Genomic DNA, 26,670 nt, shown 5'->3' with positions numbered 1-26,670 from the left:
TAATCAGCTGTCACAGCCAGTTTTCAATGACAGAAACTGTCTCGCTTAGTGAAGCTTCTTGCACGGTCACTGGAGGAATAGACGCTAAAAAAGTTTTGCCGTATATACTCGTTTGAATACGACGATCAAAGACGATAATAATGCCCCTGTCTCGATTGCTTCTAATTAAGCGCCCAAACCCTTGCTTAAAGCGCAGAACCGCTTGTGGCAAAGAATACGCTGAAAACGCATTCTTTCCCTCTTTCGCATACTGCTCATTTTTCGCCTGCGTAAAAGGTTCGTCTGGTGCAGAAAACGGCAGTCGAACGATGACTAAACAAGAAAGATCCTCTCCTGGTATGTCAATCCCTTCCCAAAAGCTGTTCGTTCCAAACAAAATAGCCTTATCAAACTTTTGAAAATTGCGAGTCAAGCGAGCGCGGCTCCCATTTGTAATTCCTTGAGCTAGCAGGACATAATCATCTAACAGACCGCTATCTTTCATTAAGTCATGCGTTTTCTTCATCATATCATAGGACGTAAACAACACAAGCATCCGTCCTTTCGCTGCCTCAGCTACTGCCATTAAGTGATTGGCTAACGCTTCGATATACTCCTCCGTCTTTACTTCGTTAATCTCTGGCACATCATTAGGAATGATCATTCGGCAGTTTTCTTTATAATCAAAAGGAGAAGGAAGCATCACTTGTTGATACGTTTGCGAAGTTAAACCAACTTCTTCAGCAAAAAAGCGAAACGAGCGATTCACCGTTAATGTCGCTGAAGTAAACACTACTTGCTTTTGATTTAATAGCTTTTCTTTAATCAACTCTGCACTTGAAACAGGATGAGCCCTCATCACAAAAGTATTGGCAAAAGAGCGACTATCTCCTTCCATCCAAATGACTTCATCCTGCTCCGGGCGGAAAATGATCCGTTCAATACTAAATAAAAAAGATTCCCATTGAGCCATCAGCGCTTGCAAGTCATCGATCTTCAGTTGCTCCTTGGCCGCCATTTGCTCTCGGTATGGCTTTATTTGAGCCACTCGTTGCTGCAATAGGCGACTGAGCGCTTCCATTCTCTCATATAGCCGTTCTGCTCCGTATTCTACCGCTTCCCATATTTTTAACTGGCGAACATGTTCCGTCAAGCGCAGCTGTCGGCGATGGCCGTTTCCTGACCATTTTTTCGTATGCTGTTCAAAGAATGTTTGAAGAACTTTAAACCATTCCTCTCCTTCAAACAGCAGTTCATTAAATGTACGTTCAATCACTTCCCGCTTATTCTCTTGTTCATTTTCTTCGAATTTCTCATGCAGTTGTTCACATTGGATAAATAAGCCTTCTGCTTGGTCACATGCTAATTTAGCGGTTAAATATTTGAAATTAGACAAATCGATCGAAAGACCCATTCGATCTCTTGCTGCCTGTTCGAAATGATGTGCTTCATCAATAATTACATTGGTATATAGCGGCAATAACGGCGATGCAGCCATTAAGTCTGCCACCAATAAGGAGTGATTTGTAATGACAAGGTCCGATTCCTTCGCTTGCTTTTTGGCAAATAAATAAAAGTCTTTATCCAGCCATGCTTTTCGACCTTTATTCATATAATCGCCATCTTGCTTGACTTCATTCCAAAAGAGCGAGCCGCCAGATGATAAATTTAATTCATCGACATCACCGGTTTCTGTCTCTAATAGCCAAGTCAATATTTGCATTTTCGCTAAAGCAACATCGTAATTATCCTTTGTGTCTCGCAAACTTTGAAAAAACTTATACAGGTCTAAATAATGGCTTCTTCCCTTTAATACCATAACAGACAATGGGAAGGGAAGCATATTCCGTAACTGCTTAATTTCTTTATTTAATAGCTGTTGCTGCAAAACAATCGTGTGCGTACTCACAATCACCGGATCGCCTATTTGTTTACTCCGATATACTGCTGGCAGTAAATAACCGAGTGATTTTCCTGTTCCCGTCCCTGCTTCAATTGCTAAATGAACGGATTGTTGCATCGACTGATACACTTGATCCATCATGTCCATTTGACTGTCTCTTCGTTCGAAATGAGGCAGTTGGGCCAATAGCTGAATTTTTTCTTCTTTACTTGCTGGATAAGTTAACGAAGTTTGATCCGTCCATCTTTTTTGAATCATTTTCTTGCGCAATCCCAATCCGCGATACACTTCAATCTGCTCAGGCAATTGCTCCATATGCAGCTGTTTCTGTGCAATCACCGACTGGATTAATAAGTAAATATCACTTTTTAAATGGGTAGATATTTTCGCTAAACTTTCTAACGTCACTAGCGGCATCATTTTCAACTTGTCGATCATCATCAATAACAATTGGGCCGTCACATACGCATCACTGTCCGCTTGATGAGGCCGGTCATGTTCAAAGCCAAGACTGGACGTCAAATCAAAAAGCTTATAGCTGTCAGATGTCGGCAGTAAAACGCGGGCTAGTTCAACAGTGTCAATCGAAGGCCCCGAAAAAGGCCGATATCCTGCCTCCTCTAGCTCCGCCTGTAAAAACTGAAGATCGAATTGAACATTATGGGCAACGAATACCGCATCCTTTAATAAAGGCAACACTTTCGGCGCCACTTCATGAAAAAAAGGCGCATCCTTCACCATTTCATCATTAATGCCTGTTAATTCCTCAATAAAAACCGGAATCGAACGTTCCGGATTAATAAAAGTTGTATATTGATCAATAATTTGTTCGTTTTCAATAATCACAAATGAAGCTTGAATCATTCGGTCTCCGCCTTTGGCAGCATGACCCGTCGTTTCCAAATCAGTAACGACAAAACGTGGATATGTCATCACGGCTTACACCCTTTTTCTCGTAAAATCTTTCTCAAGTGTACCATATCACCTTCTGATGCCGCCAGACAAAGAAAAGCGAAAGGCGCTGTTTAGCGACGTATGGACTAGAACCAGCCGTATGAGATAAAGGAAACACGATGAACGACAGTGAATCGATGTTGACTTATCGTAAGGAGGTTGGTGGAAGTACACTAGTCGCTAGCGCCTGTAGCTGGACAACCGAAAAGCGGAGCCGACTGTTTAGACACGACAAGCAAATGACAGAATGACGGAATGGCGCTCTTCAGCCATGCAGTCAGGCTGGCAATTGACTCGAGTGTCTAGGAGGCGGAGCTGGACAAAGAAAAGCGAAAGGCGCTGTTTAGCGACGTATGGACTGGAACGAAATCAACTGAGCCAATGAACAGGCTTTTGCAAGTGGGGAGGTAAGATCGTTCGATTGTCACCTCTAGCTGAATTAATTTGCATTTGAGTTAAAAACATACTAGTCGAAAGATCGGCTCCGCTTAAATTAGCGTCACGCAAATCCGCTCCAATAAAATCAACACCACGCAAGTCGGCATATCGCAAGTCAGCTGCAATTAAATAAGCGCCTCGCAAATCCATTGTTCGTAAATCTTTTCCTTTTAAATTTTTTCCAACCCAATCAACACCTCTACAACTTTTCCCCTTCTTAATGACAAACACTTTTAAGCTTAATTCACTTCGAACATATTCACTTGTTTCTAAAAGCAATTCATTGACAGGGAACCGACACATGCTCATATCCAATGACAATAAACGCTCCGCATCCATCTCCGTCAAGCTTTGTAAATGAGCTAATTGTTGCTGTAATTTGTCACGCAATGTATGTGACAGCTCATAAGTTAATGCTTCAGTGAGAAAGGCCATCATTTCATATAATTGCTCCATAATGGGAAATGTACGAAACATCTCTTCAGCTATCTCTGGATGCTCTCGCCAACTTTGTCCATTGAACGTAACTTGAGACACTTGTTGACCAGCTCCTAAGCAGTCAAACACTGTACATCCTTTAAAGCCTTTTTCTCTTAGATTCTTATGAATCTTACATCGATAATCTTCCTGCAAATTAGGACAAGGTGTTCCTGCCGCTTTATTGATGGCAAAATCATTGGATGCCGCTATATTCAACGCTGTACAACAAAGTCCAAAACAATTCGTACAATCTGGTGTTAAGCTTGCTCGAATACTTTTAGCTACTTCAATATTCATTTTTATACCCTCTTAAAATATTTGATCTTTGAATAGAATAAAATTTCTTTGTTTATTGTACATGAATAGGAAAAAATCCACATCTTTTTTCACAAATACTGCACAAAAAAACTGTCCTTTGTACAAAGGACAGCCCCATAAATTATAAGATCGTTCCCGCTGGCTCATAATGAAGTAATTGTTCAATTTTGTTATTCTCTCCAACAATCACTACTTTCGGCTGATGATCTTTCACTTTTTCTTCTGGCATCATCACATAGGAGATAATGATGACGATATCTCCAGGCTGTACAAGTCTAGCAGCTGCTCCATTTAAGCAAACCACCCCACTCCCCCGCTCTCCTGGAATGATATACGTTTCTAATCTCGCGCCATTGTTATTATTGACAATCTGCACTTTTTCATTGACCGCCATGCCAGCCGCATCAATTAAATCTTGATCTATCGTAATACTGCCTACATAATTTAAGTTCGCCTCTGTCACCGTTGCTCGGTGAATTTTGCCATTCATCATTGTTCGAAACATCTTTCGTCTCCCCTTTATTTACATTCAAAGATGATATTATCGATTAAGCGTGCATTTGAATATTTAACGGCTGTTGCAAGAATCACTTGTCCCTCGATCGTTTGAACAGGTGTTAAATCTGGGAACGATAGCAACTCCACATAGTCAACCTCAGTCCCTGCATGCTCGTTTAAATAGGCGATCGTTGTATTTGTCACTTGTACAGGGTCCTTCTCTCCTTGTTCCATAAGAGCTTTTCCTGTCTGCAACGCATGATAAATATGAGGAGCTAACTGCCGTTCATTTGCCGTCAAATACACATTGCGCGAGCTTTTCGCTAATCCATCCTCTTCCCTTACCGTTTCGACACCAATCACTTCAAGTGGAAAATTCAGTGATTCTACTAATCCATGAATCACCGCTACTTGCTGGGCATCTTTTAAACCAAAATACGCCCGATCCGGCTGCGCCAAATGAAACAGCTTCGTCACAACCGTCACGACACCATCAAAATGACCAGGGCGTTTCGCTCCGCATAGTCGATCCGTCCGATCGACGACGTTCATGACAATCATGGATGGTTTCGGATACATTTCATCCGATTCCGGAGCAAATAAAAGATCAACGCCCGCTTCATCCGCTAGCTTTTGATCACGCTCAAAGTCGCGAGGATAGCTGTCAAAATCTTCATTTGGACCAAATTGCAGCGGATTAACAAAAATACTCATAATAACAACGTCATTTTCTTCTCTTGCCTTTTTGACAAGCGTTAAATGACCTTCGTGAAGATAGCCCATCGTCGGTACGAGTCCGATCGAAAGTCCTGCTTTTTTCTTTTCACTAACAATCGCGGTTAATTCATTCATCTTTTTAACGACAATCATGAACATGACCCTCCATATAGCTGCAGTAGTTCTTCCTCTTTCATCGAAAACGCATGCTCTTCACTTGGAAACTGCCCTGCTTTCACTTCACGAACATAACAATGAACCGCTGAGCTAATCACTTCGCCTACATCGCCATATGTTTTTACAAATTTCGGTGTGCGCTCGACACCGTATTGAATCAAATCGTGGTACACAAGAACTTGTCCGTCCGTATCTACTCCTGCGCCAATTCCAATGACAGGGATGGTGAGTGCTCGAGATACTTCCGCAGCCAATTGATGCGGTATACACTCTAACACAAGCATACAAGCTCCTGCCTCTTCTGCTTGCTTGGCTTCCTCAAGCAATTTCGCCGCTGCTGAGGCGGTTTTCCCTTGAACTTTATAGCCGCCTAGTACCCCGACAGATTGCGGCGTCAACCCTAAGTGAGCCACGGTAGGAACACCCGCTTGCGTCAACGCGCGAATCGTCTCGATCACTTCTCCGCCACCTTCTAGCTTTACCGCATGAGCGCCCGCTTCTTGAAGCAACTTTTGAGCCGCTTTCATCGTCTCTTCTTTGCTAATGTGGTACGTCATAAACGGCAGATCAGTCACGATGAACGTGTTCTTTGCTCCCCGCTTAACAGCTTTCGTATGATGAACCATGTCCTCAAGCGTCACAGGTACTGTTGATTCATAACCGAGAACGACCATCCCTAAAGAATCGCCCACTAAAATCACATCTACTTCCGCCTGCTCAGCATACTTAGCAGAGGGATAATCGTAAGCCGTCACCATCACAATTTTTTCACCGTTTGCTTTCATGCTTAAAAAATGACTCGTTTGCTTCATTTCCGCTTCCTCCTTTTTCATCAGAGGAGACGAAACAATATTTAATAAAAAAGGGTCCTCCAGACAGAAGGACCCGATTTATCATCAGTAGTTGTTTCGACCCTCTGTCCCTGTCCATTGCGGATCAAGGCAGACTTTCGCATATTCAATTCACCATAAACTAAACATCAACAAGGTGCAGCTCTTATTGGATACTGCCCGAATTTATTATAACAAGCTCATTGTTTTTTGACTATTAAAAATTAATAAAACAGCGGGGACTACTCCGCTGTTTTATTAATCTCAATATCGGCTGAATAAATATCGTGAATCGTTCCTTCATCATCAAGAAGCTTTAATACCCCTTCTTCTGTGATGCCAAGCGCTTTTCCTGTAATTGTTGCCATCACTGTGCGGGCGGTAATACGTTTACCGATCGAAACGGCATATTTTTCCCAGCGCTTTTTAATATCGGTAAAGCCGTCCTTCATATACAGATAATAATACATTTCAAGATTCTTTAATATTTCTTGCACAAGCTCAGAACGAGAGACGGGCTCTCCTTTTTCAATCGCTAAAGATGTCGCAATCTCCGCCAACTCTTCTGGAAACTCCTTCTGGTTGGCATTCAAGCCAATCCCAATAATAATCGAATGAATTTGATCCGCATCCGCTTGAAGTTCCGTTAAAATACCGGTAATTTTTTTGCCGTTTAATAAAATATCATTCGGCCATTTAATTTCAGCCGCCAGTCCAGTTACGCTCCTGATCGCTTCAACAACAGCTACAGCTGTAATCAAAGTAAATTGCGGAGCTTTGTACGGAGGAAGGGCCGGCTTTAAAATGACACTCATCCAAATGCCAGTATACTTTGGTGAATGCCACTCTCTTGCCATTCGCCCGCGTCCTGCGGTTTGCTCTTCAGCGATAACGACCGTTCCTTCTTTAAACGGCTCCTGCGCCAATCGATGCGCTTCTTTTTGCGTAGAATCGATCGTTTCTTTAAACACAATTTCTTTTCCAAGCCATTCTGTTTGCAACCCGATTAATAGTTCGTTTTCTGTCACTTTATCGGGCTTATCAATAATGCGGTACCCTTTTTTGCGCACCGCTTCTAGCTCAAAGCCTTCATTTCTTAACGCTTCAATGTGCTTCCAAATCGCTGTCCGCGAGCAGCCAACGATTTCTGCTAACGCTTGCCCCGAAACAAACTCCCCATTTGCTTCTGAAAAAGCTTCCAATAATTTTTGTTTCACAGAAGATTGCAAGATTTGAGCCACTCCTTTATTTGTTCTTTCGAATTCTCTACTTTTCCTTCCACAACGGCACGTTCAATAGCTGATAAGTATTGTTTCATCCAAGGTCCGCCTTTTTCTCTTTTCCAGGAAAGCAAATCTTTTCCTGAAACGGCTAACTCACTCAGCTGTTGAATCGCTAAGCGGGCATACCGCTCACCTAACTCCTCCGCCTTCGCTTCCCGGTCATGAAGAAGAGCATGTACCGTTTCTACATCAATCGCCGCTTCACTTCCCGCTTCATATAAGAAAAAGTCAGACCAAGCTTCTGTTTCCCGTCTGTATAACAGCTGAAGTGCGCCCGTTAAATACTTCACTTTTTGGGCAGGCATGCGCCACTCAGATAAAAATGTTTTCGGAGACGGATGATTCAATAATTTCAGCAACAACAGCCACGTTTGATGGGAAGTTAAATGATCCAACGAGAAAGAAAGCAGTTGCTCCAGCGCTTTCTCTTGCTCCATCATTCCAGGCAAATAAGTATGAAGTCCGGCTTCTAACAGCACGAGGATGCCGCTGTTTTTGTAGGCCCCTGCAAATAGCTTTTCGATTTCATTTAATTTACGCTCGACAGCAATATACTGAAGAAGTGGAGCGTGCTTTTTTAATGCGGCGGCCGTTTCCTCATGCAACCCGAAACCAAGCTGACTGACAAAGCGAGCCGCTCGCATCATTCGTAAGGCGTCTTCCGAAAAACGTTCACTTGCCTCACCAACCGTTTGAATTTGTTTGTGAGCTAATGCTTGCTGCCCGTTAAACGGGTCGATGATACGCCCTGATTGATCCATGGCCATCGCATTCATTGTAAAGTCGCGCCGTTGCAAATCCTCTGTTAACGACCGCACAAATGACACCGTTTCTGGATGCCGATAATCTTTGTAATCGGACTCGGTTCGAAAGGTCGTTACTTCATAGCCGACACCTTTCCACAGAACGAGGACCGTTCCATGCTCAATACCGACATCAACCGTTTTCGGAAATACATTTTTCACTTCTTCCGGCAGAGCGGATGTGGCGATATCCACATCCCCAATTGGCCGCTTTAGCACATAATCTCTCACCGCTCCGCCAACATAATAAGCTTCAAAACCTGCTTGTTCTAATTGGATGAGTAAAGGAGCCGCTTGTTGAAACATATCCTCATTTTTCATGCTGTTCACCTGCACACTCTAGCAGCTCATAGTACAACTGCTCATACTGACCGACAATTTGCTTTGAATCAAAGCGCGTCCGAACTGTTTCTAATGCCTTTTCTTGAAAGTGTTGATATAGCACTTCATCGGTTAACAGTTCAATCGCTTGGCGGCTCATGTTTGCAATATCTCCTACTTCCGAAATGAAGCCGTTCAGCCCATGCTCAATTACTTCAGGAATGCCGCCTATATTCGTCCCAATACAAGGAACTCCACAAGCCATCGCTTCTAACAGGACAAGCCCAAAGCTTTCTTTTTCTGATAAAAGCAGAAGGAGATCACTAATAGAGTACAGTTCTTCCAAGTTATCTTGTTTGCCAAGAAACAATACTCGATCGCGTAGCCCCAGTTCAGATACAAGCTCACAAGCAACCGTCATTTCCGGCCCATCGCCGACTAATAATAGCTTGGCGGGAATCTCTTGTTGAATGCGATCAAACACCCGAATGACATCCGGTACCCGCTTTACACTGCGAAAATTAGACACATGCATAATCACTTTTTCTTCTGGCTGAATTTCATATTCATGACGAAGCCGCTCCGCTGATTCAATTCGACGATATACGCGTTCATCGATAAAATTATAGATCGTTTGTATCTCTTGTTGCGGCTTGATGACAACCATCGTTTGTTGCACGAGTGCTTCAGATACAGCAGTAACTGCGTCAGACTGCTCAATACCAAACCGAATCGACGCCGTCAAAGAAGGATCTTCTCCAAGCACAGTAATATCGGTCCCATGCAAAGTCGTCACAATCTTGATATTAGAATGCGCCATCTGTTTTCCTAAAATCGCACAAATCGCATGCGGCATCGCATAATGCACATGCAGAAGATCGAGGTCTTCTCGTACGATCACTTCTGCTATTTTGTTAGCTAAAGCAATATCATAAGGAGGATATTGAAAGACCGAATATTGATTGACGTCTACTTGGTGAAAATAAATATTGTGATACATCCGGTTTAGCCGAAACGGCACACCCGAAGTGATAAAATGAATTTCATGCCCTTTTTCCGCAAGAAGCTTCCCTAGCTCAGTTGCTACTACCCCTGATCCGCCAACCGTCGGATAGCAAGTAATTCCGATTTTTAACTTTCTCATGTTACTCTCCAATGACATCATTTTCTAATAGTAGCGGCTTTACTACTTTAAACCCTTCTGCATAAGGTACGCCTACCTCTTTGCCCATCATTCGTTCTCTTGCCTCTACTGCTTCAATATAACCGTTTGTTAAAGGTGTCTCGACTTCTCCTTGAAATTGACTGCGATAAGCAAGCAAACTATTTTTCTTCTCCTCCATATAGTCGCTAATATCGACACAAAAATCCGGTGTATGAAAACCATTAATCATGTAAAAATAGACGTGTGTCACTTTATGGGCAGGCAAATGACTGATTGTTTCGTACTTTCGAATGCCAGCGGAAAACACCGCTTCCTGCACAAGTCGCGAGCATTGGCCGTGATCCGGGTGACGATCCTTTTCATAGGGAGCAAAAATGATTTTTGGCCGAAAATAACGAATGACATCAGCTACTTTACGAATGGCTTCGTCCGTTATGAACAACCCACGGTCTGGCAAGCCTAAATTGAGGCGTTGTTGCACACCTAATATGTTAGCTGCTTCTAGCGCTTCTGCCCTTCTCAATTCAACCGTTCCATTCGACGATAGTTCTGCTTCTGTTAAATCACAAAACACAATACTCTTACCTTGTGCCGCATATTTAGCGACAGTTCCCGCCATGCCAATTTCAATATCATCCGCATGAGCACCGAACGCGACGATATCTACCTCATTCGCCATCGTAGCTTAACCTCTTTCCTTGCAAATAACTTAAATCGCCTCGTTCCATTCCTTTTACAAGCATCGTTGCTGTTCCGATATTAGTTGCAAGCGGAATGGCATAGACGTCACATAAACGGACTAGCGCGGATACATCCGGTTCATGAGGCTGAGACGTGAGCGGATCACGAAAGAAAAAGACAATATCCATTTCTTTTCGAGCAATGCTAGCTCCAATTTCCTGGTCGCCTCCTAGGGGACCTGATTGGAAGCAATGAATCGTTAGCCCCGTTCTGTCGGATATTCTCCGCCCTGTTGTTCCTGTAGCAAATAAGTCATATTGCTCAAACACGTGCCGATGATCGGCCACAAATTCAATGAGATCCGCTTTTTTCTTATCATGGGCAATTAACGCAATTTTCATAAACAACCTCCCAAATTAGTCAATAATATGTTCCATGCCATAAATTAACGTCTTTACATTCATTACTGTCTCTACACACACTTTGACACCTGACATAAAGGAAGCGCGGTTATACGAATCATGGCGAATCGTTAACGTTTGCCCATCTGCCCCAAACATGACTTGCTGATGAGCAATTAAGCCTGGCAAGCGCACGCTGTGAATATGCATCCCATCCATAGTTGCTCCGCGAGCTCCCGGCATCGTTTCCTTTTCATCCGGATGCCCCTGCTTTTTCGGTTGTCTCACTTTGCTCATCATTTGGACAGTTTTTAACGCCGTTCCTGATGGCGCATCCAACTTTTGATCATGATGCAGTTCAATAATCTCTACATCTTGGAAATATTTAGCCGCCATTTCAGAGAATTTCATCATTAAAATGGCGCCAATTGCAAAGTTTGGTGCAATGATACAGCCAATTCCCTTCTCCTCTGCCAATGCGGTTAATTCTTGCAACTGCTCATCCGTAAATCCTGTCGTTCCTACTACAGGACGAATATTATTTTGCAACGCTTTTTTCGTATGTACATAACCGGTTTCAGGCGTTGTTAAATCAATCAAAACATCTGCTTGTTGTTCGCTAAAGCATTGGTCAATATCCACATAAACAGGAACATCTACCCCTTGAAATCCTTCGATCTCACTTAATAATTGGCCATCATATTTACGGTCAAGCACAGCTACCAGCTGAAAATGTTCTGTCTCCTGCACCATTTTTACCGCTTCTTTTCCCATTCTGCCGCGAGGGCCTGCAATGATCACTTGAATTGTTTCCATCATTATTCCTCCTCTTTCTTCGTCCAACGATCTTTATCCCTTGTATTAAATTTCTCCATTACTCGTTCATGTGCCGTCTGCAAATCAATATTTAATGAGTTGGCTAAACAAGTGATGACAAATTGTAAATCCCCTAACTCTTCTTCAATTGTTTTCGGCTGCTCTGATGCTTTTTTCGGCTTTTCCCCGTAATGATGATTGATTTCACGGGCTAATTCACCTAATTCCTCGGTTAATCTCGCGAGCATTGCCAACGGGCTAAAGTAGCCTTCTTTAAACTGGCCGATATAGTCATCCACTTCTTTTTGCATTTCTTTTAATGTCTTATCCATCTTCTTCCCTGCTTTCTATATACTCTTTTTTATGTTAGCTAATTCTTTCGTTTATGACAATCAATTTATCCATTTCAATAGGAGAGATATTGTCGAATAGTCAGTGGTTCTATATAATGACAAGTACCGGCAGAAAACGCAGAGTTTTCATACAAAGGGGGACACATCATGCTGTTTGGAATGAAATTGAAAAACATTTTTTTTATTTTATTAGGAAGCGCTATTTTTGCCTTTGGCCTCGTTCATTTTAATATGCAGAATAATCTAGCAGAAGGCGGACTGACAGGGATCACCTTATTATTATACAGCTTGTATAAAATTGACCCCTCCTATTCCAACTTACTTTTAAACATTCCGCTGTTTTTTATCGGGTGGAAACTGCTCGGACGCACGCCGTTTTTATATACAATTACAGGCACCGTGAGCCTTTCCATTTTTTTATGGATCTTCCAAAAAATCCAGTATCCAATTCCCCTCCATAACGATCTATTCCTAGCCGCTCTCTTTGCGGGTGTCTTTATCGGTGTAGGACTTGGCATTATTTTTCGTTATGGCGGAACAACAGGAGGAGTGGATATTATCGCTCGGCTCGTCCATAAATATTTTCATATCAGCATGGGAAAAACGATGTTTGCCTTTGATGCTGTCGTGATCACCGTCTCTTTACTCACTTATATTGATTACCGGGAAGCAATGTATACACTTGTCGCTGTTTTCGTTGGCGCTCGAGTGATTGACTTTATGCAAGAGGGAGCCTATTCGGCAAGAGGGGCCATGATTATTTCCAACCTTCACGATGAAATCGCGGACAAAATTTTGAAAGAAATGGAGCGCGGCGTCACCGTGTTACAAGGTCATGGCTCTTTTACAAAAGAACAGCGTCCTGTTCTCTACTGTGTGGTGGCTAAAAATGAACTCGTCCGCTTGAAGAATATTATCTCATCCGTTGATCCCCATGCCTTTGTTTCCGTTACCATCGTCCATGATGTACTAGGAGAAGGTTTCACACTCGATGAGAATAAACAACCAATCGAGGTGTAAAGAAAAACGAAAGGCACCTTCACTTAAAACCCTATAGAACTAAAAAAGCAGTCAACTTCCGAGCTGACTGCTTTCTCTTTTTACTCTTCATTTTGATTTTGCATACCTGTAAAGACAAGCAATAAACGAACTAATTCAAGCACAGCGACAGCCGCTGCTGCTACATACGTCATCGCCGCAGCATTTAACACTTTGCGTGCTTCTCTCTCTTCATCATTACGAATAATGCCAGAAGAAACGATTTGATCCATCGCTCTTGAGGAAGCGTTAAACTCAACTGGAAGTGTAACGACTTGAAATAAAACTCCAAATGCCATTAACACAATACCTAACAGCATCATCCCTGATAACTGTGTAAAAATCCCAATCATAATAAAAATCCAAGACATATTCGATCCAAGATTAGCAATTGGAACTAATGCGTGGCGAAAGCGAAGAAATGAATAATTTTCAGCATCTTGAATCGCATGCCCCACTTCATGGGCAGCGACAGCCGCACCAGCAATAGAATGATCGTGATAATTATGAGGGGACAAATGCACCGTTTTGGTCATCGGATTATAGTGGTCGCTTAAAAAGCCCTGTGTTTCTACAACCTGTACATGATACAGACCATTGTCATCTAAAATTTTTCTTGCCGTTTGAGCTCCATTCATACCAGTAGACACTGGTACTCTTGAATATTTATTATACGTACTTTTCACTTTCATTTGTGCCCAAATCGGGACAATCATTAGCAATATAAAGTAGACGAGATAGCCCATAGTGTAAATATTACCCCCGTAAGTCAATTAATAGTTGCACTTATATATTATCGTTACCATGAAATTTTTTCAATGATTAGGCTTATTCCTCGCTTCCTCCTGCTGTCCTTTATATTTTCTCCAGCCAACGTAAGATAATGTAGTAATAATAATTCCGCCCGTCATACTAATCACCCAGCCAAGCGATGGCTGAACGCTCTCTTCTCTCGTTTTCTCATAAAACACCGCCTTCACTTCCTTTTCCAACCGCTCAATTGCGTCCGCTTCTGTCGGAGTAGCTAAAATTTCTTCTCGGTAATGATCAACATAGCGAACTTGTGCATCTAATACTTGTAGCTGATCCGCATCTAAGTCTACCTGCAAACTCGGTTTCAACGTTTCATAATTAGATAAAAAAACATTGAACGTCTCATGAAATTGTGAAGAATCTAACTGGGAAGAGGATTGCTTAACATCTTGCAAGGAGGACATGACCGGCTCTTCCATTTGCATCCATAGCGGTGTACTAGTTGAGCTAATAGCATTAACAACTAAGCGAAAAGAAGTCATTACTTCTAAGCATTTTTGTTCTCTTCCATCTGGCTGTTTAACTAGTGCAAATGCTTCATGAAATACATTCATAATAACGGCCCACTCCTCCGCTGACACAAGACGATCATCTTGTTGCAAGACAAGATAGTCCTTGTTAAATTGCTCCATCAGCGCCTCAGCCTGATCGTAACGGCCTGCTTTCGTGAACTGTAAAGCTTGCTCAGAGAGGGTATCTAACTTAAGAAGGCGAGAATTAGTGATTTCCGCCTGAGTAGAAATAGGTAGCATAAACAGGAAAAAAATTATGAACAACTGTCTAAATTTATTCATCGCTCTCCCTCCTCAATCCTGCTTATAATATATGCAGGTAAGGAAGAAACGAGAAGAAAATAATCATGTCACAAGCGATTAGGAAAATCCCATGTCAAACGCTGTCTTCTCATCCCAGCGTACCAAGCAAGGAAGATCGAAAGAAGACTAAGCCAAAACGTGAAATAACCAATTTCTTGAATGTACAAATTCAATTGAGGATAAATAGGATACTGCATAAATACGTAATCAATGATTTCATTATGTAAAGTCCAAACCGCAGCCACAATCAACTGCCAGCATTTAATTCGATAAAAAGGAGCATATAACACTCCCTGAACAGCCATCCCAAGATGCGAGGCCATTAGCATATATCCTTCCCAAGGCAAAGTGCCACTTACTTTTAGCGTTAATATATTCATAACGACAGCCCAAATTCCATATTTAAATAGGGTAATAATCGCTAGTGCTTGAAACAATCCCCAGTGCTTATTTAATAAAAACCCAACCAAAACTACTACAAAAAATAAACTGGCTGTTGGACTATCAGGAACGAAAGGAATGAAGTACCACTTCGTTTGCTGAAGTTGTGAACCATACCAGATATACCCATATATCGTTCCAAAAATATTAATGATTAATAAAGTCCAAAGAAAGGACTTATTTGTTAATATCCAATATAAATAGCGCACGTTGTTTCTCCTCCTTCACTTTATTATATACAAAAACTTGATCTGGAAGTATATTGTTGGTCTTTGATTAGTATAAATCCACAGCATTATGAAACAAAAGCTAAAAAAGATGCCCCGTACAATACGGAACATCTCTGATTATTACTTCTTCGATTCTAAAGTAGAAATATACTCAGCTAATTTACCTAATTCTTCATCGGTACCTTTGAACATGCCAGCTGGCATAGCACCACGGCCTTCTTTAGCGATTTTGGCAACTTCCTCAGGTTTTAATCCTGTATCCACAAGTGATGGATTGGCTCCCGAGCCAGTTAATGTATCACCATGACATCCGATACAGCCATTTTTTTGATAAAGTTGATAGCCTTCAGCATTTTTGTCAATGTCAACTTCAACCTCTTCTTTAATCTCCCCTTGAGCTTTCGCTGCATCCCAATCGTGAGTAACAACGGATTCCCAAGTTAAGAAAACGATTGATGCTAATGCTAACATCATAAAGCCTGTCGCAAATGGACGTTTTGACGGACGACGCTCTGGTCCTCGGTCAATAAATGGAGCTAATAACAAACCTCCGAATGCAAGACCTGGAATAACGAAAGCACCAATTACGTTATAAGGTCCAGATGCATAAGTGTATTTTAACAATTGATAAAGAAACAAGAAATACCAGTCTGGAAGTGGAATATATCCTGTATCTGTTGGATCCGCAACACGCTCAAGCGGAGACGGATGCGCAACCGTTAAACATAAATAACCGATTAAAAAGATAGAACCGACCATCCACTCTTTTAATAAAAAGTTCGGCCAAAAGGCTTCTGTTTTTCCTGGGTATTCCGAATAGTCTTTCGGAATATTCGGTTTACGTTCAGCCGGGATACGCGAATCACCAACAAACTTCATCCCTTTTCCACGATGCATAGCGTTCCCCTCCTTCTATAAAGATACAAATCAAATGAATTGTCTGTCGAATTTTACAATGGACCTGAGATTCCTTGCTTACGGATCATAACGAAGTGAGCTCCCATTAACGCAAGCAAAGCTGCTGGAAGGAAGAACACATGAATCGCAAAGAAGCGAGTAAGTGTCTGCGCTCCGATAATATCCGGATGACCGGCAAGCAATGTTTTCACTTGAGCCCCAATAAACGGTGTAGCCGCCGCGATTTCAATACCAACTTTTGTCGCAAATAGCGCTTTCATATCCCAAGGTAATAAATAGCCTGTGAAACCTAATCCAAGCATAACGAAGAAAATTAATACTCCGACTACCCAGTTTAATTCACGAGGTTTTTTGTAAGCACCTTGGAAGAATACACGTAGCGTATGTAAGAAGATCATAACGATTACTAAACTCGCACCCCAGTGGTGCATTCCGCGTACAATCATTCCGAAAGCGACTTCATTTTGCAAATAATAGACTGATTCCCAAGCATTTTTAATGTCAGGCACATAGTACATCGTTAAAAACATACCTGATAAAATTTGAATAACAGTTACGAAAAACGTTAATCCACCAAAGCAGTAAACAAACGCAGAAAAATGATGCGCAGGGTTTACGTGCTCAGGCACTTCATGATCAGCGATATCGCGCCACATCGGCGTAATATCTAAACGCTCATCTACCCAATCATAAATCTTGTTAAGCATGTATTACGCCTCCTTTACACGATATTGTTCGGTTTCGGCTTACCAAGGTGAAGGAAACCGTCTTTCACTTTTGTTGGATACACATCCAACGGTTTTGTTGGTGGTGTACCTGGAATGTTTTTACCATTCTTCTCGTACAAACCGTTATGGCATGGACAGAAGAACTTGTTTTTGTGGTCTCCACCTTGCCAGTCCACTGTACAACCTAAATGTTTACATACTGGTGAAAGAGCGACGATTTCGCCCTTGTCATCTTTGTAAACCCAAGCTGTTTGTGTTACTTCAGATACATACCATGCATCTTTTTGCTCATAAGAAAAGTCGACGCGCGTTGGAGTTTTGCTTAATTCATCCACTTTTTGCTTCGTTGCATGAAAGTCGCCTTTACCACCAGCTTCTAGCACTGGATCGACTGCAAAACGAACCATTGGCATCAGCATACCTGCCGCCATAAAACCTCCTACTCCCGTAAGAGTGTAGTTAAGGAATTGACGTCTTGATACCCGTTGTTTGCTCATTCTTTTCCCCCCTCTATCATAAGGTCTGTCCATCATGGACACAAAATAATCGCACAAACATAAACTAGGACATCATTATGATAATCCAAACTTGATTTTTGGTCAATATGATACTGCTTTAAAAAAGCGGAAAGCCTGTGACGAATTTCCGAAATATTGCTAAATTTCCTGCCATTTTTGAACAATGATATTGACAAACTGCTTGGCTTGCTCTTCGATCAAAGAATATTTGTACGAATCCTCCATATGCTCCAGCGGAACAGATGGCACCCAAATGAGCGTGCCTTTCAGTTGTTCTTCAACAAACTTCCAGTCGCTATCCGAAGTAAAGAAGAATGTATGCTTGAAACCGGCATGGTCAAATTCATCTGTCCATTCATTAATAGCTTTTGTCTTCTCTTCTCCGCTTTGCTTTTTCATGTAAGAAAACGGCGGAACAAGGAGAATGCGGCCTTTAAATTGCTTCTCTAATAACATCGTCAATAATTGAATAAATTCATACTGAGAGGCCGTTTGCTTCATATCCGAATCAAAAGAAACCGGGACAAGCGGCATGATCAGTGTATCAATGTATTCCTTTTGCTGCTGAAACATTTCCGTATCTTTTCCATTCCAATTCATGATTGTTCACCTCGCTTTTCATCATATCACGATGGCGAATAGAGGGCTACCTTTCCTAAATGAAAATAACCCTTTGCCCGGGTGAGCAAAAGGTTATTTTAGTTGATTTAGTCTTTCTGTTAACTCGAGAAACCGTTCTTTATCGCCATGATCGAGCGCCTCATCTATTGCTTGCAGAAGTCGCTCTTTTTGAAAGCGGTAAATGCTATCTTTTAAAAATTTCTCAGCCAACGCTTTATCTTTTTCGGTAATTCGTAAATTTCTCGGCATGAACGGATTTTCTTCTAACACGGCTGCATATTGGTGAGAAGTATTCGATCCTCTAAACTTCAATTCAATGTATATATTCTCTTCTTTGTTTAAACGAATATCATGAAAGGATTTTTCGGCATCGGTTGTCATAATGTTTTCTTTAAAAAAACGAAATGGCGCACTATCGACACAATGCGTGGACATAACCATTCCTCTTGGACAATATTGAGCATCATCGACGAAATGAACCTTCTCCATTAGCTGATCATGGCTCATTAAATAATTTAAGATCCAAACAGACTCTCTTCTCTTTAATTGATAATGATTTAAAAACCAACGGATAAAATCTTTTTTCTCATGAACAGATACAGGGGCAGCCATCGATAAATCCCTCCTCTGTAAAGAATAATATTAGCCTGTTAATCCCTTAACCGTTCAATTAGCGACAGCCATTCCTCATTCGTCGGGTCCGTTTTTAACAGTCCAGTGAAGATCTGCAACGCTTCCTGACGTCTTCCTTCTTCTGCTAAGAAATAACCGTACTCCTCTAAAAACAAATGATTCGTGTTAAAGAAATTATATGCTTCTTCATAAGATTTTAATGCCTGATCATAGTCTTCGATTCCATGATACGCTTTTGCTTCGTCCCAAATAAATTGAGGGTCTGCCTCTCCTTCTTTCTTCAACAATGCTGATATTTCAAGAACCTCTTCATAGCGTTCTTGATGCAATAACAGCTTGTTTAATGTTAAACCAGCCTCTGAATACTCTGGATCTAGCGCCAATGCTTCTCTGAAAAAGTTTTCTGCTTCTTGTTCTTTAGCAAGCTTCAAGCTCAGTTTGCCAGCGATAACGAATAGCTCTTTATGAAACTCGTCATAACGAATCCCTTCTTTTGCTGCTTCAAGCCCTTTTTCCAACTCTTCTTCTCGCTCATACGCTCTTGCTAAATATAAATAAATCGAATGGTAATCCGGGTCTAACGCTTTCACTTCATTAAACTTGTCAATTGCTGTCCGATTATGCCCTGCCTGCAATGCCGTAAACGCATAGCCAAATAAGGTATTGATCTCTATTTTATGTTCGAGCGCTTGTTCATAATGATAGAGACTCTCCTCAAATGCGCCACCAGCACTTAATGCCTCCGCTAGTCGCTGATGAATCGAAACTCCTGCGATCACGTCTTCCTCAAGTTCAAGCAGTTCACGATAATTTTTAACCGCTTCGAGAAATTTCCCTTGTTCTAGGTACAACTCAGCTAAAGCAAATTGAATCACTGGTTCATCAGGAAGCAGCTTTTTTGCTTGTAATAGTTTCTGCTCACTGACTTCATATAAGCCTTGCATTTGATATAAGTCCGCTAACAGCAAGAGCGACCTTGGGAAGAATTCATCTAATTCATCCATTTGATCTAATTGTAACATCGCTTCCTCTTCTTCATCCATCTCGACAAGAACTTCCGCTAGCAGTACTCGAAGCTCGCCTTCGCTTGGATATTTCTCTAACAGCGCTTCATACAGTTCCCTCGTCTCATTGAGAAATCCTAAATGATACAGCTGCTCAGCAAGGCTATATTTGTCGTCATCCGATGAAAAAGTGAGTACCTTTTGAAATAGTGATCGAGCCTGTTGTTCATTTCCTTGTTGTAAGCAATCCATCATTTGTTGTGCATAAGACATATGTTCGAACCCTTTCTTTCCTTCAGCTTTTCATCTTTTTTACAAGATAAGCAGCTACTTGTTTTCTTTTCTATGATACATAAATTCTCCACATTAATAAAATTTCCTTCTTCATCACGAAAAGGAGCTGATAAATTCCTTCTCAGCTCCCTCTCTTTATTGAATTAATCTTGTTAAATCCTCAAAAAATTGCGGATAAGATACAGCAATCGCTTCAATGTTTTCAATAGCCACTGGTTCAGAAGCGATCAATGAAGCAACAGCAAGCATCATCCCGATTCGATGATCACCATAAGATGTCACATGACCGCCTGTCAGCGACTGGCCGCCATAAATGATCATTCCATCATCTGTCGCTTCAATCTTTGCTCCAAGCTTTGTTAATTCATTCACGACCGCATCGATACGGTTCGTTTCTTTTACTTTTAATTCTTCAGCATCTTTAATAATCGTCTTGCCTGATGCTTGAGTCGCCAACAAAGCAATAATTGGAATTTCATCAATTAATCTAGGAATTAAATCGCCGCCAATCTCTATCCCTTGCAATGCAGAGCTTCGAATAATGACGGTACCGACTTCCTCACCTTTTGAACTTTCCAGCTCTACTTCCATATTGGCTCCCATTTTTTTCATTACATCAATAATACCCGTTCTTGTCGGATTTAAGCCAACATTTTTTAACACGATTTCACTGTTTGGTGCAATGGCACCAGCAACAAGGAAAAAGGCTGCCGAAGAAATATCTCCTGGCACGTAAATATCTGTTCCTTTCAACACTTGACCGCCTGTCACAATAATCTCATTTCCGCGCTTTGTAATGTTGCCGCCAAACTGTTCAATCATTTTTTCTGTATGGTCTCTTGTCGGTAGCGGTTCCGTAATGATGGTCTCTCCTTTTGCTTGCAAACCGGCAAAAATAATTGCGGATTTCACTTGAGCACTAGCCACTGGAAGCTCATAATGAGTCGCTGTTAATTCACTACCTTTCACGGCTAAAGGTGTAAAGCGCCCCTCTTCTCTTCCTGAAATTTGTGCACCCATCTGCCTTAAAGGTACAACTACGCGATCCATCGGGCGTTTGGCAATTGATTCATCGCCAATTAGTACAGAATGAAAAGGCCTGCCCGCTAAAATGCCTAACAGCAACCTTGTCGTTGTTCCAGAATTTCCTGCGTCTAAAATATCAACCGGTTCTTTTAACCCATCCCAGCCATTTCCATGAACAATGATTTCTTCTTCTGTTTCTTCAATTTGCACCCCGAGTTTTCGGAAAATATCAATCGTACTTAAACAATCCGCCCCCTTTAAAAAGTGGCGAATCGTCGTTTTTCCTTCCGCTAAAGCTCCGAACATCACAGAGCGGTGAGAAACGGATTTATCCCCTGGTACTTCAAGCGTTCCTCGCAGCACTGAGTTCGTTAAATTCAACTTGATCTCTTTCATCTATACCACACCCTTTTAGGCTAAATATAAGTCATAATTCGTCTGCTTTTCAATGCAGTTCATCCCCCGCATACGATCTTTATCATTTTGAAAGCTAATGACAAGAACACCAAACACATCCTCGCGCGTTTCTAAAATACGAATATTCGTAATACTAATTCGCTCTTCCGCTAAATAAGCGGTCACTTCAGAAATGATCCCAGGATAATCGGGAACATCGACATACAAATCGTAAAAAGCAGGGATGGCCCCCATCGATTGAGCAGGCAATTGATCGCGAAACTCTTTCGCTACATGGAAATAGTTAAATAAATCCGTCGCTTTTTCTTCCTTTAACATATCGATGACCTTATTCATTTCGGATTGCCAATTTTCTAACAACCCCAACAATACTTCCTTATTATGTAAAGAAATATCTTTCCACATTTCTGGATTAGACGAAGCAATGCGAGTAATATCTTTAAATCCGCCAGCAGCTAGTCTAGAAACAAGTGAATTGTGATGGTTATAGCTTTCGGCTTGATGAACGAGCGATGCGGCGACAACATGAGGAAAATGGCTGACCACTCCCGTCAATTCATCATGATCCTCCGCTGATAACTCAATAATTTTCGCCTTCGTGCCTTCCAACCATTTTTTCAAAATCGCGATTTGCTTTTCATCTGCATGATTGCTTGGTGTCAATAAATAAAAAGCATTTTCAAATAGATGTTCCTTCGCTGCAGCGACACCGCTTTTATGAGAACCAGCCATCGGATGGCCGCCAATGAAGGTAATCTTTTGATCCAATAATACTTGCGCACATTCCATAATTTTCTTCTTTGTACTGCCCGTATCTGTGACAATCACATGGTCTTTTAAGCGAAAGGTCGTCAATTCACGTATCATTTCTTCTGTTTGCATAACAGGAGCGGCCAAAATAATTAAGTCGGCTTGCTCCGCCCCTTCTTGAAAGGAGGAGACGCTTCTATCAATGACGTGCAGCGCCTCTGCCAGTCCCATTTCTTGAGGACGGATATCAAAGCCAATGATTGTAGCTTGCGGATGGGACTTTTTAATGCTTTTGGCAAGAGAGCCACCAATTAATCCTAAGCCGGCAATAAACACGTTTCCTCTCATGATTTACACCTACTATCTTATAGCTGTTTCGGCTAAAAAGCTTTTCATCGCTTGCATAATACCTTCATTTTCTTCTTTCGAACCGACAGTCACCCTCACAAACGTCGGGAATCCGAGCGCTTGACCAGAGCGAATAATATATCCTTTCTTCATTAAATATTCAAATAGTATATCACTATCACATTGGAAATCTATTAAAATAAAGTTCCCTTGTGAAGGATAGTAAAACAGACCTTCTTTTTGACAAAATTGGTAAAACCGCTCCAACCCTTTGCGATTTTCCTCTCGACATGTGTCGATAAATTGCTGATCTGAAAGCGCTGCTGCTGCGGCTCCTTGTGCCAACGTATTTACATTAAACGGCTCGCGTACAGGCTCTAGTCGCTGAATCATTTCTTCTGAGCCAAAGCCGTAGCCGACACGGAAGCTCGCTAAACCATATGCTTTCGAAAATGTTCGAGTCACTAACACATTCGAATAGCTTTGAATGATATCGAGCGCATTGTAATAATCATCCGCTACCACATATTCATAATACGCTTCATCCAGCACGACTAACACATCTTTAGGTACTTGATTTAAAAAGTTTACTAACGCTTCTTTCGTTAAATGAACACCTGTTGGGTTATTGATGCTACAAAGCCAAACAACAGCGGTTTGTTCATCTATTGCTGCTCTCATAGCATCTAAATCATGCGCACCGTCCACGAGCGGAATTTCTCGTACTTCCGCACCATCCACAATCGCATTATGGCGATATTGTGAAAATGTCGGAGTGGCCATCACCGTGTTTTTCCCAGGCTCAAGCAAAGAGCGTGACACAATTTGCAAAATCTCATCCGATCCATTCCCGAAAATAAATTGCTTGGCATCTAACCCAAGGTGCTCGCTCAACGCTGTTCGCAAAATGGTCGTATAACCATCTGGATAAATAGCGAAAGAACTTGCATAAGATTGAATCCATTGTTGCACCTTGTTGGACGAACCAAAGGGGTTCTCATTCGAAGCTAATTTAACAATTTTCTCTAAACCGAACTGCTTTTTCACTGCTTCTGCAGAGCGACCTGGCTGATACGCTTTTAAATTAATAATTTGCTCTTTCCATTTCATGAATATCCCCTCCGTTAGATTAATGATTTTGCTTTTGTAAATCTGGCCGTAAGCTAACGGCTTTTTCAAGATAAATATGTTTCACATCTGCTGGCGATAACTTCGTGTTCACATGCATCATGACGCGTATGCATTTTTCTAAGCTTTCAGGAACCGGAATTTCTTTCATACACATCACTGGCACATAGCTCCAGCCATCGAATCGTCTTAACGCCTTCGCTGGAAAAGCGGCTGTTAAATCTTCTGTCACCGAGATAAAAATAGAACATACATCATCAGGCTGCACCTGATTCTCTTTAATCATTTGCTGCAGCAACTTTTCCGTAGCGTCTGTCATTTCCGTTTCATTATTTACTGTAACCGTTGTTGCTCCCCGAATCCCCCTGATCATCTCATCATTTCCTTCCTTACTAATTGATCTGTCTCTACTAATTCTTTCGAGCTTACTTCACAAATGACAGGCTTCCCAACCGCTTCTAATAAAACGAAGCGAATGTGCTCACCAATCGTCTTCTTGTCCCTTTTCATCAAATGATGAAGTTCTTCAAACGAAAACGAGGCATTTAAATCTAATCGATAGCCCAGCTTATTTAACCACTGGCAAAACGTTTCTACATGAAACGCTAAACCTGTCTTTTTCTGACTAAGGTACAATGCATACACCATGCCAGCGGCAACAGCCTCACCATGAGTGACTTTTCCATACCCTAAAGCCGCCTCTAGCGCATGTCCATACGTGTGACCAAAGTTCAGATAAGCGCGAATACCTTGCTCTCTCTCATCTTCACTGACAATGGTTCCTTTAATCTCGATTCCCCGTTCTAAGCAATAGGCTAAAAAATCATCTGTGAGATCATCGAGACTGCTGACATTCTTCATAATCTCCTGTAAAAATGCTCGATCAGCAATTAATGCATGTTTAATCACTTCAGCAAAACCAGAGCGAATTTCCTGCTCGGGCAACGTCTTTAAAAACCTCGTATCATAAATTACAGCTTCCGGCTGGTGAAAGTGACCAATCATATTTTTTCCTAACGGATGATTAATCGCTACTTTGCCTCCCACTGCGCTATCATGAGCGAGGATTGTCGTTGGAATTTGCACAAAACGAATGCCGCGCATAAAGCTTGCTGCTACATAACCAGCAAGGTCACCAGCTGCTCCTCCACCAAAAGCGAGAATACAAGATTTTCGATCCAGCCCTTTCTCCAGGGCAAATGTTAAACATGCCTCAAACGTGGCAAATGATTTCGCTGTTTCCCCCTTCGGAACCGTTAACCATTCATAAGATACATTTGACGGAATCGCTTGCTTTAATGTATCCCCATGAAGAGCAGCGACATGTTCATCAGCAATGACCAATATTTTCGTAGTTTCTTGCAAAGGACCTTGAAACAATGGGGCTAACTGAGTGAGTGCTCCTTCCCCTACATAGACGGGATACGTCTTATTTGGCATTTCGATGATCAATTGCCGCATGCTCAAAACTCCCTTGCATAACGTTTCGCTTCTTCTATAGAAGCAATGAGTGTCTCCATCCGGTCGCTGTAAAACTGATTCACAATCGCAGAAGCTAATTCCCAAGCGACTACCGCTTCTGCTACCACAGCAGCTGCTGGTACTGCACAGCTATCGGACCGTTCAATGCTTGCCGTGAATGGTTCTTTCGTATCAATATCGACACTTTCTAACGGCTTATAAAGCGTTGGGATCGGCTTCATCACTCCACGGACGACAATTGGCATGCCGTTTGTCATCCCGCCTTCAAAGCCCCCTAAGCGGTTCGTTTTTCGGTAGTATCCTTGCTCTTTCGTCCAAGCGATCTCGTCATGCACTTCACTGCCAAACTTTTCAGCGGCTTCAAAACCGATGCCGAACTCCACCCCTTTAAAGGCATTGATGCTGACAATCGCTCCGGCAATTTTAGCATCTAACTTTTGATCATAATGCACGTAACTTCCAACGCCAACCGGCATCCCTTCTACGATTACTTCCACAACTCCTCCAATCGAATCGCCATTTTTCTTCGCATCATCAATCGCTTGCATCATTTGCTTTTCCGCTTCTTGATCTAAACAGCGAACGGGCGAATTCTCGCTCTGTTCTTGAATTTGCTCAATGGTGTCTACAGCCATCTGTTTGGCTTTTATTCCTCCAATTTCAACGACATGGGAAGCAATTTCAATCCCCAGCAGCTTTAATAATTTTTTAGCTACAGCACCCGCTGCTACTCTCACCGTCGTTTCACGTGCGGACGATCGCTCCAACACATTTCTCATATCGCGGTGACCATATTTAATGCCGCCATTTAAATCCGCATGTCCTGGACGCGGACGTGTAATTTGACGCTTGACCTCGTCTGTTTCATTTTCATCTAACGGTTCAATTCCCATAATTTTCGTCCAATGTTTCCAGTCATCATTTTCAACTACTAATGATACTGGAGAACCGAGCGTGTAGCCGTGACGCACTCCACTCTTAATGCTCACTACATCTTTCTCAATTTGCATTCGGCGGCCTCGTCCATGTCCTTTTTGACGGCGGCTTAGCTCCGTATTAATATCCTCTGCTAAAAGCGGCATTCCCGCAGGCAACCCTTCTATAATTGTCGTTAACTGCGGTCCATGTGATTCTCCTGCTGTTAAATATCTCATTTCACTTTCTCCCTTCAACTCGTTAAAGCGGTTATGTATCACTATAACATAATTTTTTTAAATTACCACATACTTATTTACTTTTTGAGATTTTACCATAACTATTGATGTATTTGTCTAAATTCATAATATTTTCAAAAAAATTATCCATATATAAGAATAGAGACCTGCACATAAAGGTCTCTATTCTTATAT

29 protein-coding genes are annotated in these 26,670 nt (G+C 41.8%); 2 read left to right on the top strand and 27 right to left on the bottom strand.

What is annotated here, in order from left to right:
* Positions 1–10 precede the first annotated feature (10 nt).
* Entirely contained in the window at positions 11–2,815 is a 2,805-nt protein-coding gene (gene dinG, locus IRB43_RS02960) for an ATP-dependent DNA helicase DinG (protein ID WP_203361921.1), read from the bottom strand.
* Positions 2,816–2,955: 140 nt separating this feature from the next.
* On the opposite strand from dinG, the gene IRB43_RS17960 reads away from it, so the two are divergent.
* The gene (locus IRB43_RS17960) at positions 2,956–3,087 is read left to right on the top strand and encodes a hypothetical protein (protein ID WP_275296743.1); all 132 of its coding nucleotides are present in this window, start codon (positions 2,956–2,958) and stop codon (positions 3,085–3,087) included.
* A 118-nt stretch (positions 3,088–3,205) separates the two neighbouring features.
* Here the strand turns inward: IRB43_RS17960 and IRB43_RS02955 are convergent, their stop codons facing one another.
* The 11 genes from IRB43_RS02955 to IRB43_RS02905 all read right to left on the bottom strand — a co-directional run bounded on the left by IRB43_RS02955 (position 3,206) and on the right by IRB43_RS02905 (position 12,096).
* A complete protein-coding gene (locus tag IRB43_RS02955) occupies positions 3,206–4,051 on the bottom strand; it encodes a pentapeptide repeat-containing protein (RefSeq protein WP_203361920.1) in 846 nt (281 codons plus the stop codon).
* Between the two features lie 142 nt (positions 4,052–4,193).
* Positions 4,194–4,577, bottom strand: coding sequence for an aspartate 1-decarboxylase (gene panD, locus IRB43_RS02950; protein WP_203361919.1), 384 nt, complete (start codon positions 4,575–4,577; stop codon positions 4,194–4,196).
* A gap of 14 nt (positions 4,578–4,591) precedes the next feature.
* Positions 4,592–5,440 (bottom strand): pantoate--beta-alanine ligase, encoded by an 849-nt coding sequence (panC, locus tag IRB43_RS02945; protein ID WP_203361918.1) that lies wholly within the window; start codon positions 5,438–5,440, stop codon positions 4,592–4,594.
* Complete coding sequence (gene panB, locus IRB43_RS02940; RefSeq protein WP_203361917.1) at positions 5,437–6,276, bottom strand: 3-methyl-2-oxobutanoate hydroxymethyltransferase; 840 nt, start codon at positions 6,274–6,276, stop codon at positions 5,437–5,439. The genes panC and panB overlap by 4 nt, the downstream gene beginning before the upstream one ends.
* Positions 6,277–6,536: 260 nt before the next feature.
* The gene (locus IRB43_RS02935; RefSeq protein WP_203361916.1) at positions 6,537–7,523 is read right to left on the bottom strand and encodes a biotin--[acetyl-CoA-carboxylase] ligase; all 987 of its coding nucleotides are present in this window, start codon (positions 7,521–7,523) and stop codon (positions 6,537–6,539) included.
* Complete coding sequence (locus tag IRB43_RS02930) at positions 7,508–8,701, bottom strand: CCA tRNA nucleotidyltransferase (protein ID WP_203361915.1); 1,194 nt, start codon at positions 8,699–8,701, stop codon at positions 7,508–7,510. The genes IRB43_RS02935 and IRB43_RS02930 overlap by 16 nt, the downstream gene beginning before the upstream one ends.
* A complete protein-coding gene (gene bshA, locus IRB43_RS02925) occupies positions 8,691–9,845 on the bottom strand; it encodes an N-acetyl-alpha-D-glucosaminyl L-malate synthase BshA (protein WP_203361914.1) in 1,155 nt (384 codons plus the stop codon). Before bshA ends, IRB43_RS02930 begins: the two co-directional genes overlap by 11 nt.
* Before the next feature lies 1 nt (position 9,846).
* Positions 9,847–10,545 carry a bacillithiol biosynthesis deacetylase BshB1 gene (bshB1, locus tag IRB43_RS02920; protein WP_203361913.1) on the bottom strand — a complete coding sequence of 233 codons (699 nt, stop codon included), beginning with the start codon at positions 10,543–10,545 and terminating at the stop codon, positions 9,847–9,849.
* The gene (gene mgsA, locus IRB43_RS02915) at positions 10,535–10,948 is read right to left on the bottom strand and encodes a methylglyoxal synthase (protein WP_203361912.1); all 414 of its coding nucleotides are present in this window, start codon (positions 10,946–10,948) and stop codon (positions 10,535–10,537) included. The genes bshB1 and mgsA overlap by 11 nt, the downstream gene beginning before the upstream one ends.
* Before the next feature lie 15 nt (positions 10,949–10,963).
* Entirely contained in the window at positions 10,964–11,764 is an 801-nt protein-coding gene (gene dapB, locus IRB43_RS02910; protein ID WP_203361911.1) for a 4-hydroxy-tetrahydrodipicolinate reductase, read from the bottom strand.
* 2 nt (positions 11,765–11,766) lie between these two features.
* Positions 11,767–12,096 carry a nucleotide pyrophosphohydrolase gene (locus IRB43_RS02905; protein WP_203361910.1) on the bottom strand — a complete coding sequence of 110 codons (330 nt, stop codon included), beginning with the start codon at positions 12,094–12,096 and terminating at the stop codon, positions 11,767–11,769.
* 168 nt (positions 12,097–12,264) lie between these two features.
* On the opposite strand from IRB43_RS02905, the gene IRB43_RS02900 reads away from it, so the two are divergent.
* Positions 12,265–13,137 (top strand): YitT family protein, encoded by an 873-nt coding sequence (locus IRB43_RS02900; protein WP_203361909.1) that lies wholly within the window; start codon positions 12,265–12,267, stop codon positions 13,135–13,137.
* 80 nt (positions 13,138–13,217) lie between these two features.
* On the opposite strand, the gene IRB43_RS02895 is transcribed toward IRB43_RS02900, so the two are convergent.
* The 15 genes from IRB43_RS02895 to aroC all read right to left on the bottom strand — a co-directional run bounded on the left by IRB43_RS02895 (position 13,218) and on the right by aroC (position 26,475).
* Positions 13,218–13,901: a zinc metallopeptidase gene (locus tag IRB43_RS02895; protein WP_203361908.1), complete on the bottom strand. Its 684-nt coding sequence runs from the start codon at positions 13,899–13,901 to the stop codon at positions 13,218–13,220.
* Between the two features lie 69 nt (positions 13,902–13,970).
* A complete protein-coding gene (locus IRB43_RS02890; RefSeq protein WP_203361907.1) occupies positions 13,971–14,762 on the bottom strand; it encodes a sporulation protein YpjB in 792 nt (263 codons plus the stop codon).
* A 68-nt stretch (positions 14,763–14,830) separates the two neighbouring features.
* Complete coding sequence (gene lhaT, locus IRB43_RS02885; RefSeq protein ID WP_203361906.1) at positions 14,831–15,433, bottom strand: lipoprotein heptaprenylglyceryl N-acetyltransferase LhaT; 603 nt, start codon at positions 15,431–15,433, stop codon at positions 14,831–14,833.
* A 141-nt stretch (positions 15,434–15,574) separates the two neighbouring features.
* Positions 15,575–16,351: a menaquinol-cytochrome c reductase cytochrome b/c subunit gene (locus tag IRB43_RS02880; RefSeq protein WP_203361905.1), complete on the bottom strand. Its 777-nt coding sequence runs from the start codon at positions 16,349–16,351 to the stop codon at positions 15,575–15,577.
* Positions 16,352–16,404: 53 nt separating this feature from the next.
* Entirely contained in the window at positions 16,405–17,079 is a 675-nt protein-coding gene (gene qcrB, locus IRB43_RS02875; RefSeq protein WP_203361904.1) for a menaquinol-cytochrome c reductase cytochrome b subunit, read from the bottom strand.
* Positions 17,080–17,093: 14 nt separating this feature from the next.
* A complete protein-coding gene (locus IRB43_RS02870) occupies positions 17,094–17,597 on the bottom strand; it encodes a Rieske (2Fe-2S) protein (protein ID WP_203361903.1) in 504 nt (167 codons plus the stop codon).
* A gap of 159 nt (positions 17,598–17,756) precedes the next feature.
* Complete coding sequence (locus IRB43_RS02865) at positions 17,757–18,218, bottom strand: YpiF family protein (protein ID WP_203361902.1); 462 nt, start codon at positions 18,216–18,218, stop codon at positions 17,757–17,759.
* A 93-nt stretch (positions 18,219–18,311) separates the two neighbouring features.
* A complete protein-coding gene (locus IRB43_RS02860; protein WP_203361901.1) occupies positions 18,312–18,851 on the bottom strand; it encodes a ReoY family proteolytic degradation factor in 540 nt (179 codons plus the stop codon).
* Positions 18,852–18,889: 38 nt separating this feature from the next.
* Positions 18,890–20,149, bottom strand: a complete 1,260-nt coding sequence (locus IRB43_RS02855) for a tetratricopeptide repeat protein (protein WP_203361900.1) — start codon at positions 20,147–20,149, stop codon at positions 18,890–18,892.
* Positions 20,150–20,305: 156 nt separating this feature from the next.
* Positions 20,306–21,592: a 3-phosphoshikimate 1-carboxyvinyltransferase gene (gene aroA, locus IRB43_RS02850; protein WP_203361899.1), complete on the bottom strand. Its 1,287-nt coding sequence runs from the start codon at positions 21,590–21,592 to the stop codon at positions 20,306–20,308.
* A 15-nt stretch (positions 21,593–21,607) separates the two neighbouring features.
* Positions 21,608–22,711, bottom strand: a complete 1,104-nt coding sequence (locus tag IRB43_RS02845; RefSeq protein ID WP_203361898.1) for a prephenate dehydrogenase — start codon at positions 22,709–22,711, stop codon at positions 21,608–21,610.
* A 12-nt stretch (positions 22,712–22,723) separates the two neighbouring features.
* The gene (gene hisC, locus IRB43_RS02840) at positions 22,724–23,821 is read right to left on the bottom strand and encodes a histidinol-phosphate transaminase (protein WP_203361897.1); all 1,098 of its coding nucleotides are present in this window, start codon (positions 23,819–23,821) and stop codon (positions 22,724–22,726) included.
* A gap of 19 nt (positions 23,822–23,840) precedes the next feature.
* Positions 23,841–24,212: a chorismate mutase gene (aroH, locus tag IRB43_RS02835; RefSeq protein WP_203361896.1), complete on the bottom strand. Its 372-nt coding sequence runs from the start codon at positions 24,210–24,212 to the stop codon at positions 23,841–23,843.
* Entirely contained in the window at positions 24,209–25,300 is a 1,092-nt protein-coding gene (gene aroB, locus IRB43_RS02830) for a 3-dehydroquinate synthase (RefSeq protein WP_203361895.1), read from the bottom strand. Before aroB ends, aroH begins: the two co-directional genes overlap by 4 nt.
* Before the next feature lie 2 nt (positions 25,301–25,302).
* Entirely contained in the window at positions 25,303–26,475 is a 1,173-nt protein-coding gene (gene aroC / locus IRB43_RS02825; RefSeq protein WP_203361894.1) for a chorismate synthase, read from the bottom strand.
* Positions 26,476–26,670: the final 195 nt, after the last annotated feature.

Source organism: Bacillus sp. REN10, from assembly GCF_016820555.1.
Taxonomy (GTDB): Bacteria; Bacillota; Bacilli; order Bacillales; family Domibacillaceae; genus Bacillus_CE.
This window is presented reverse-complemented; position numbering and strand designations above follow the sequence as displayed.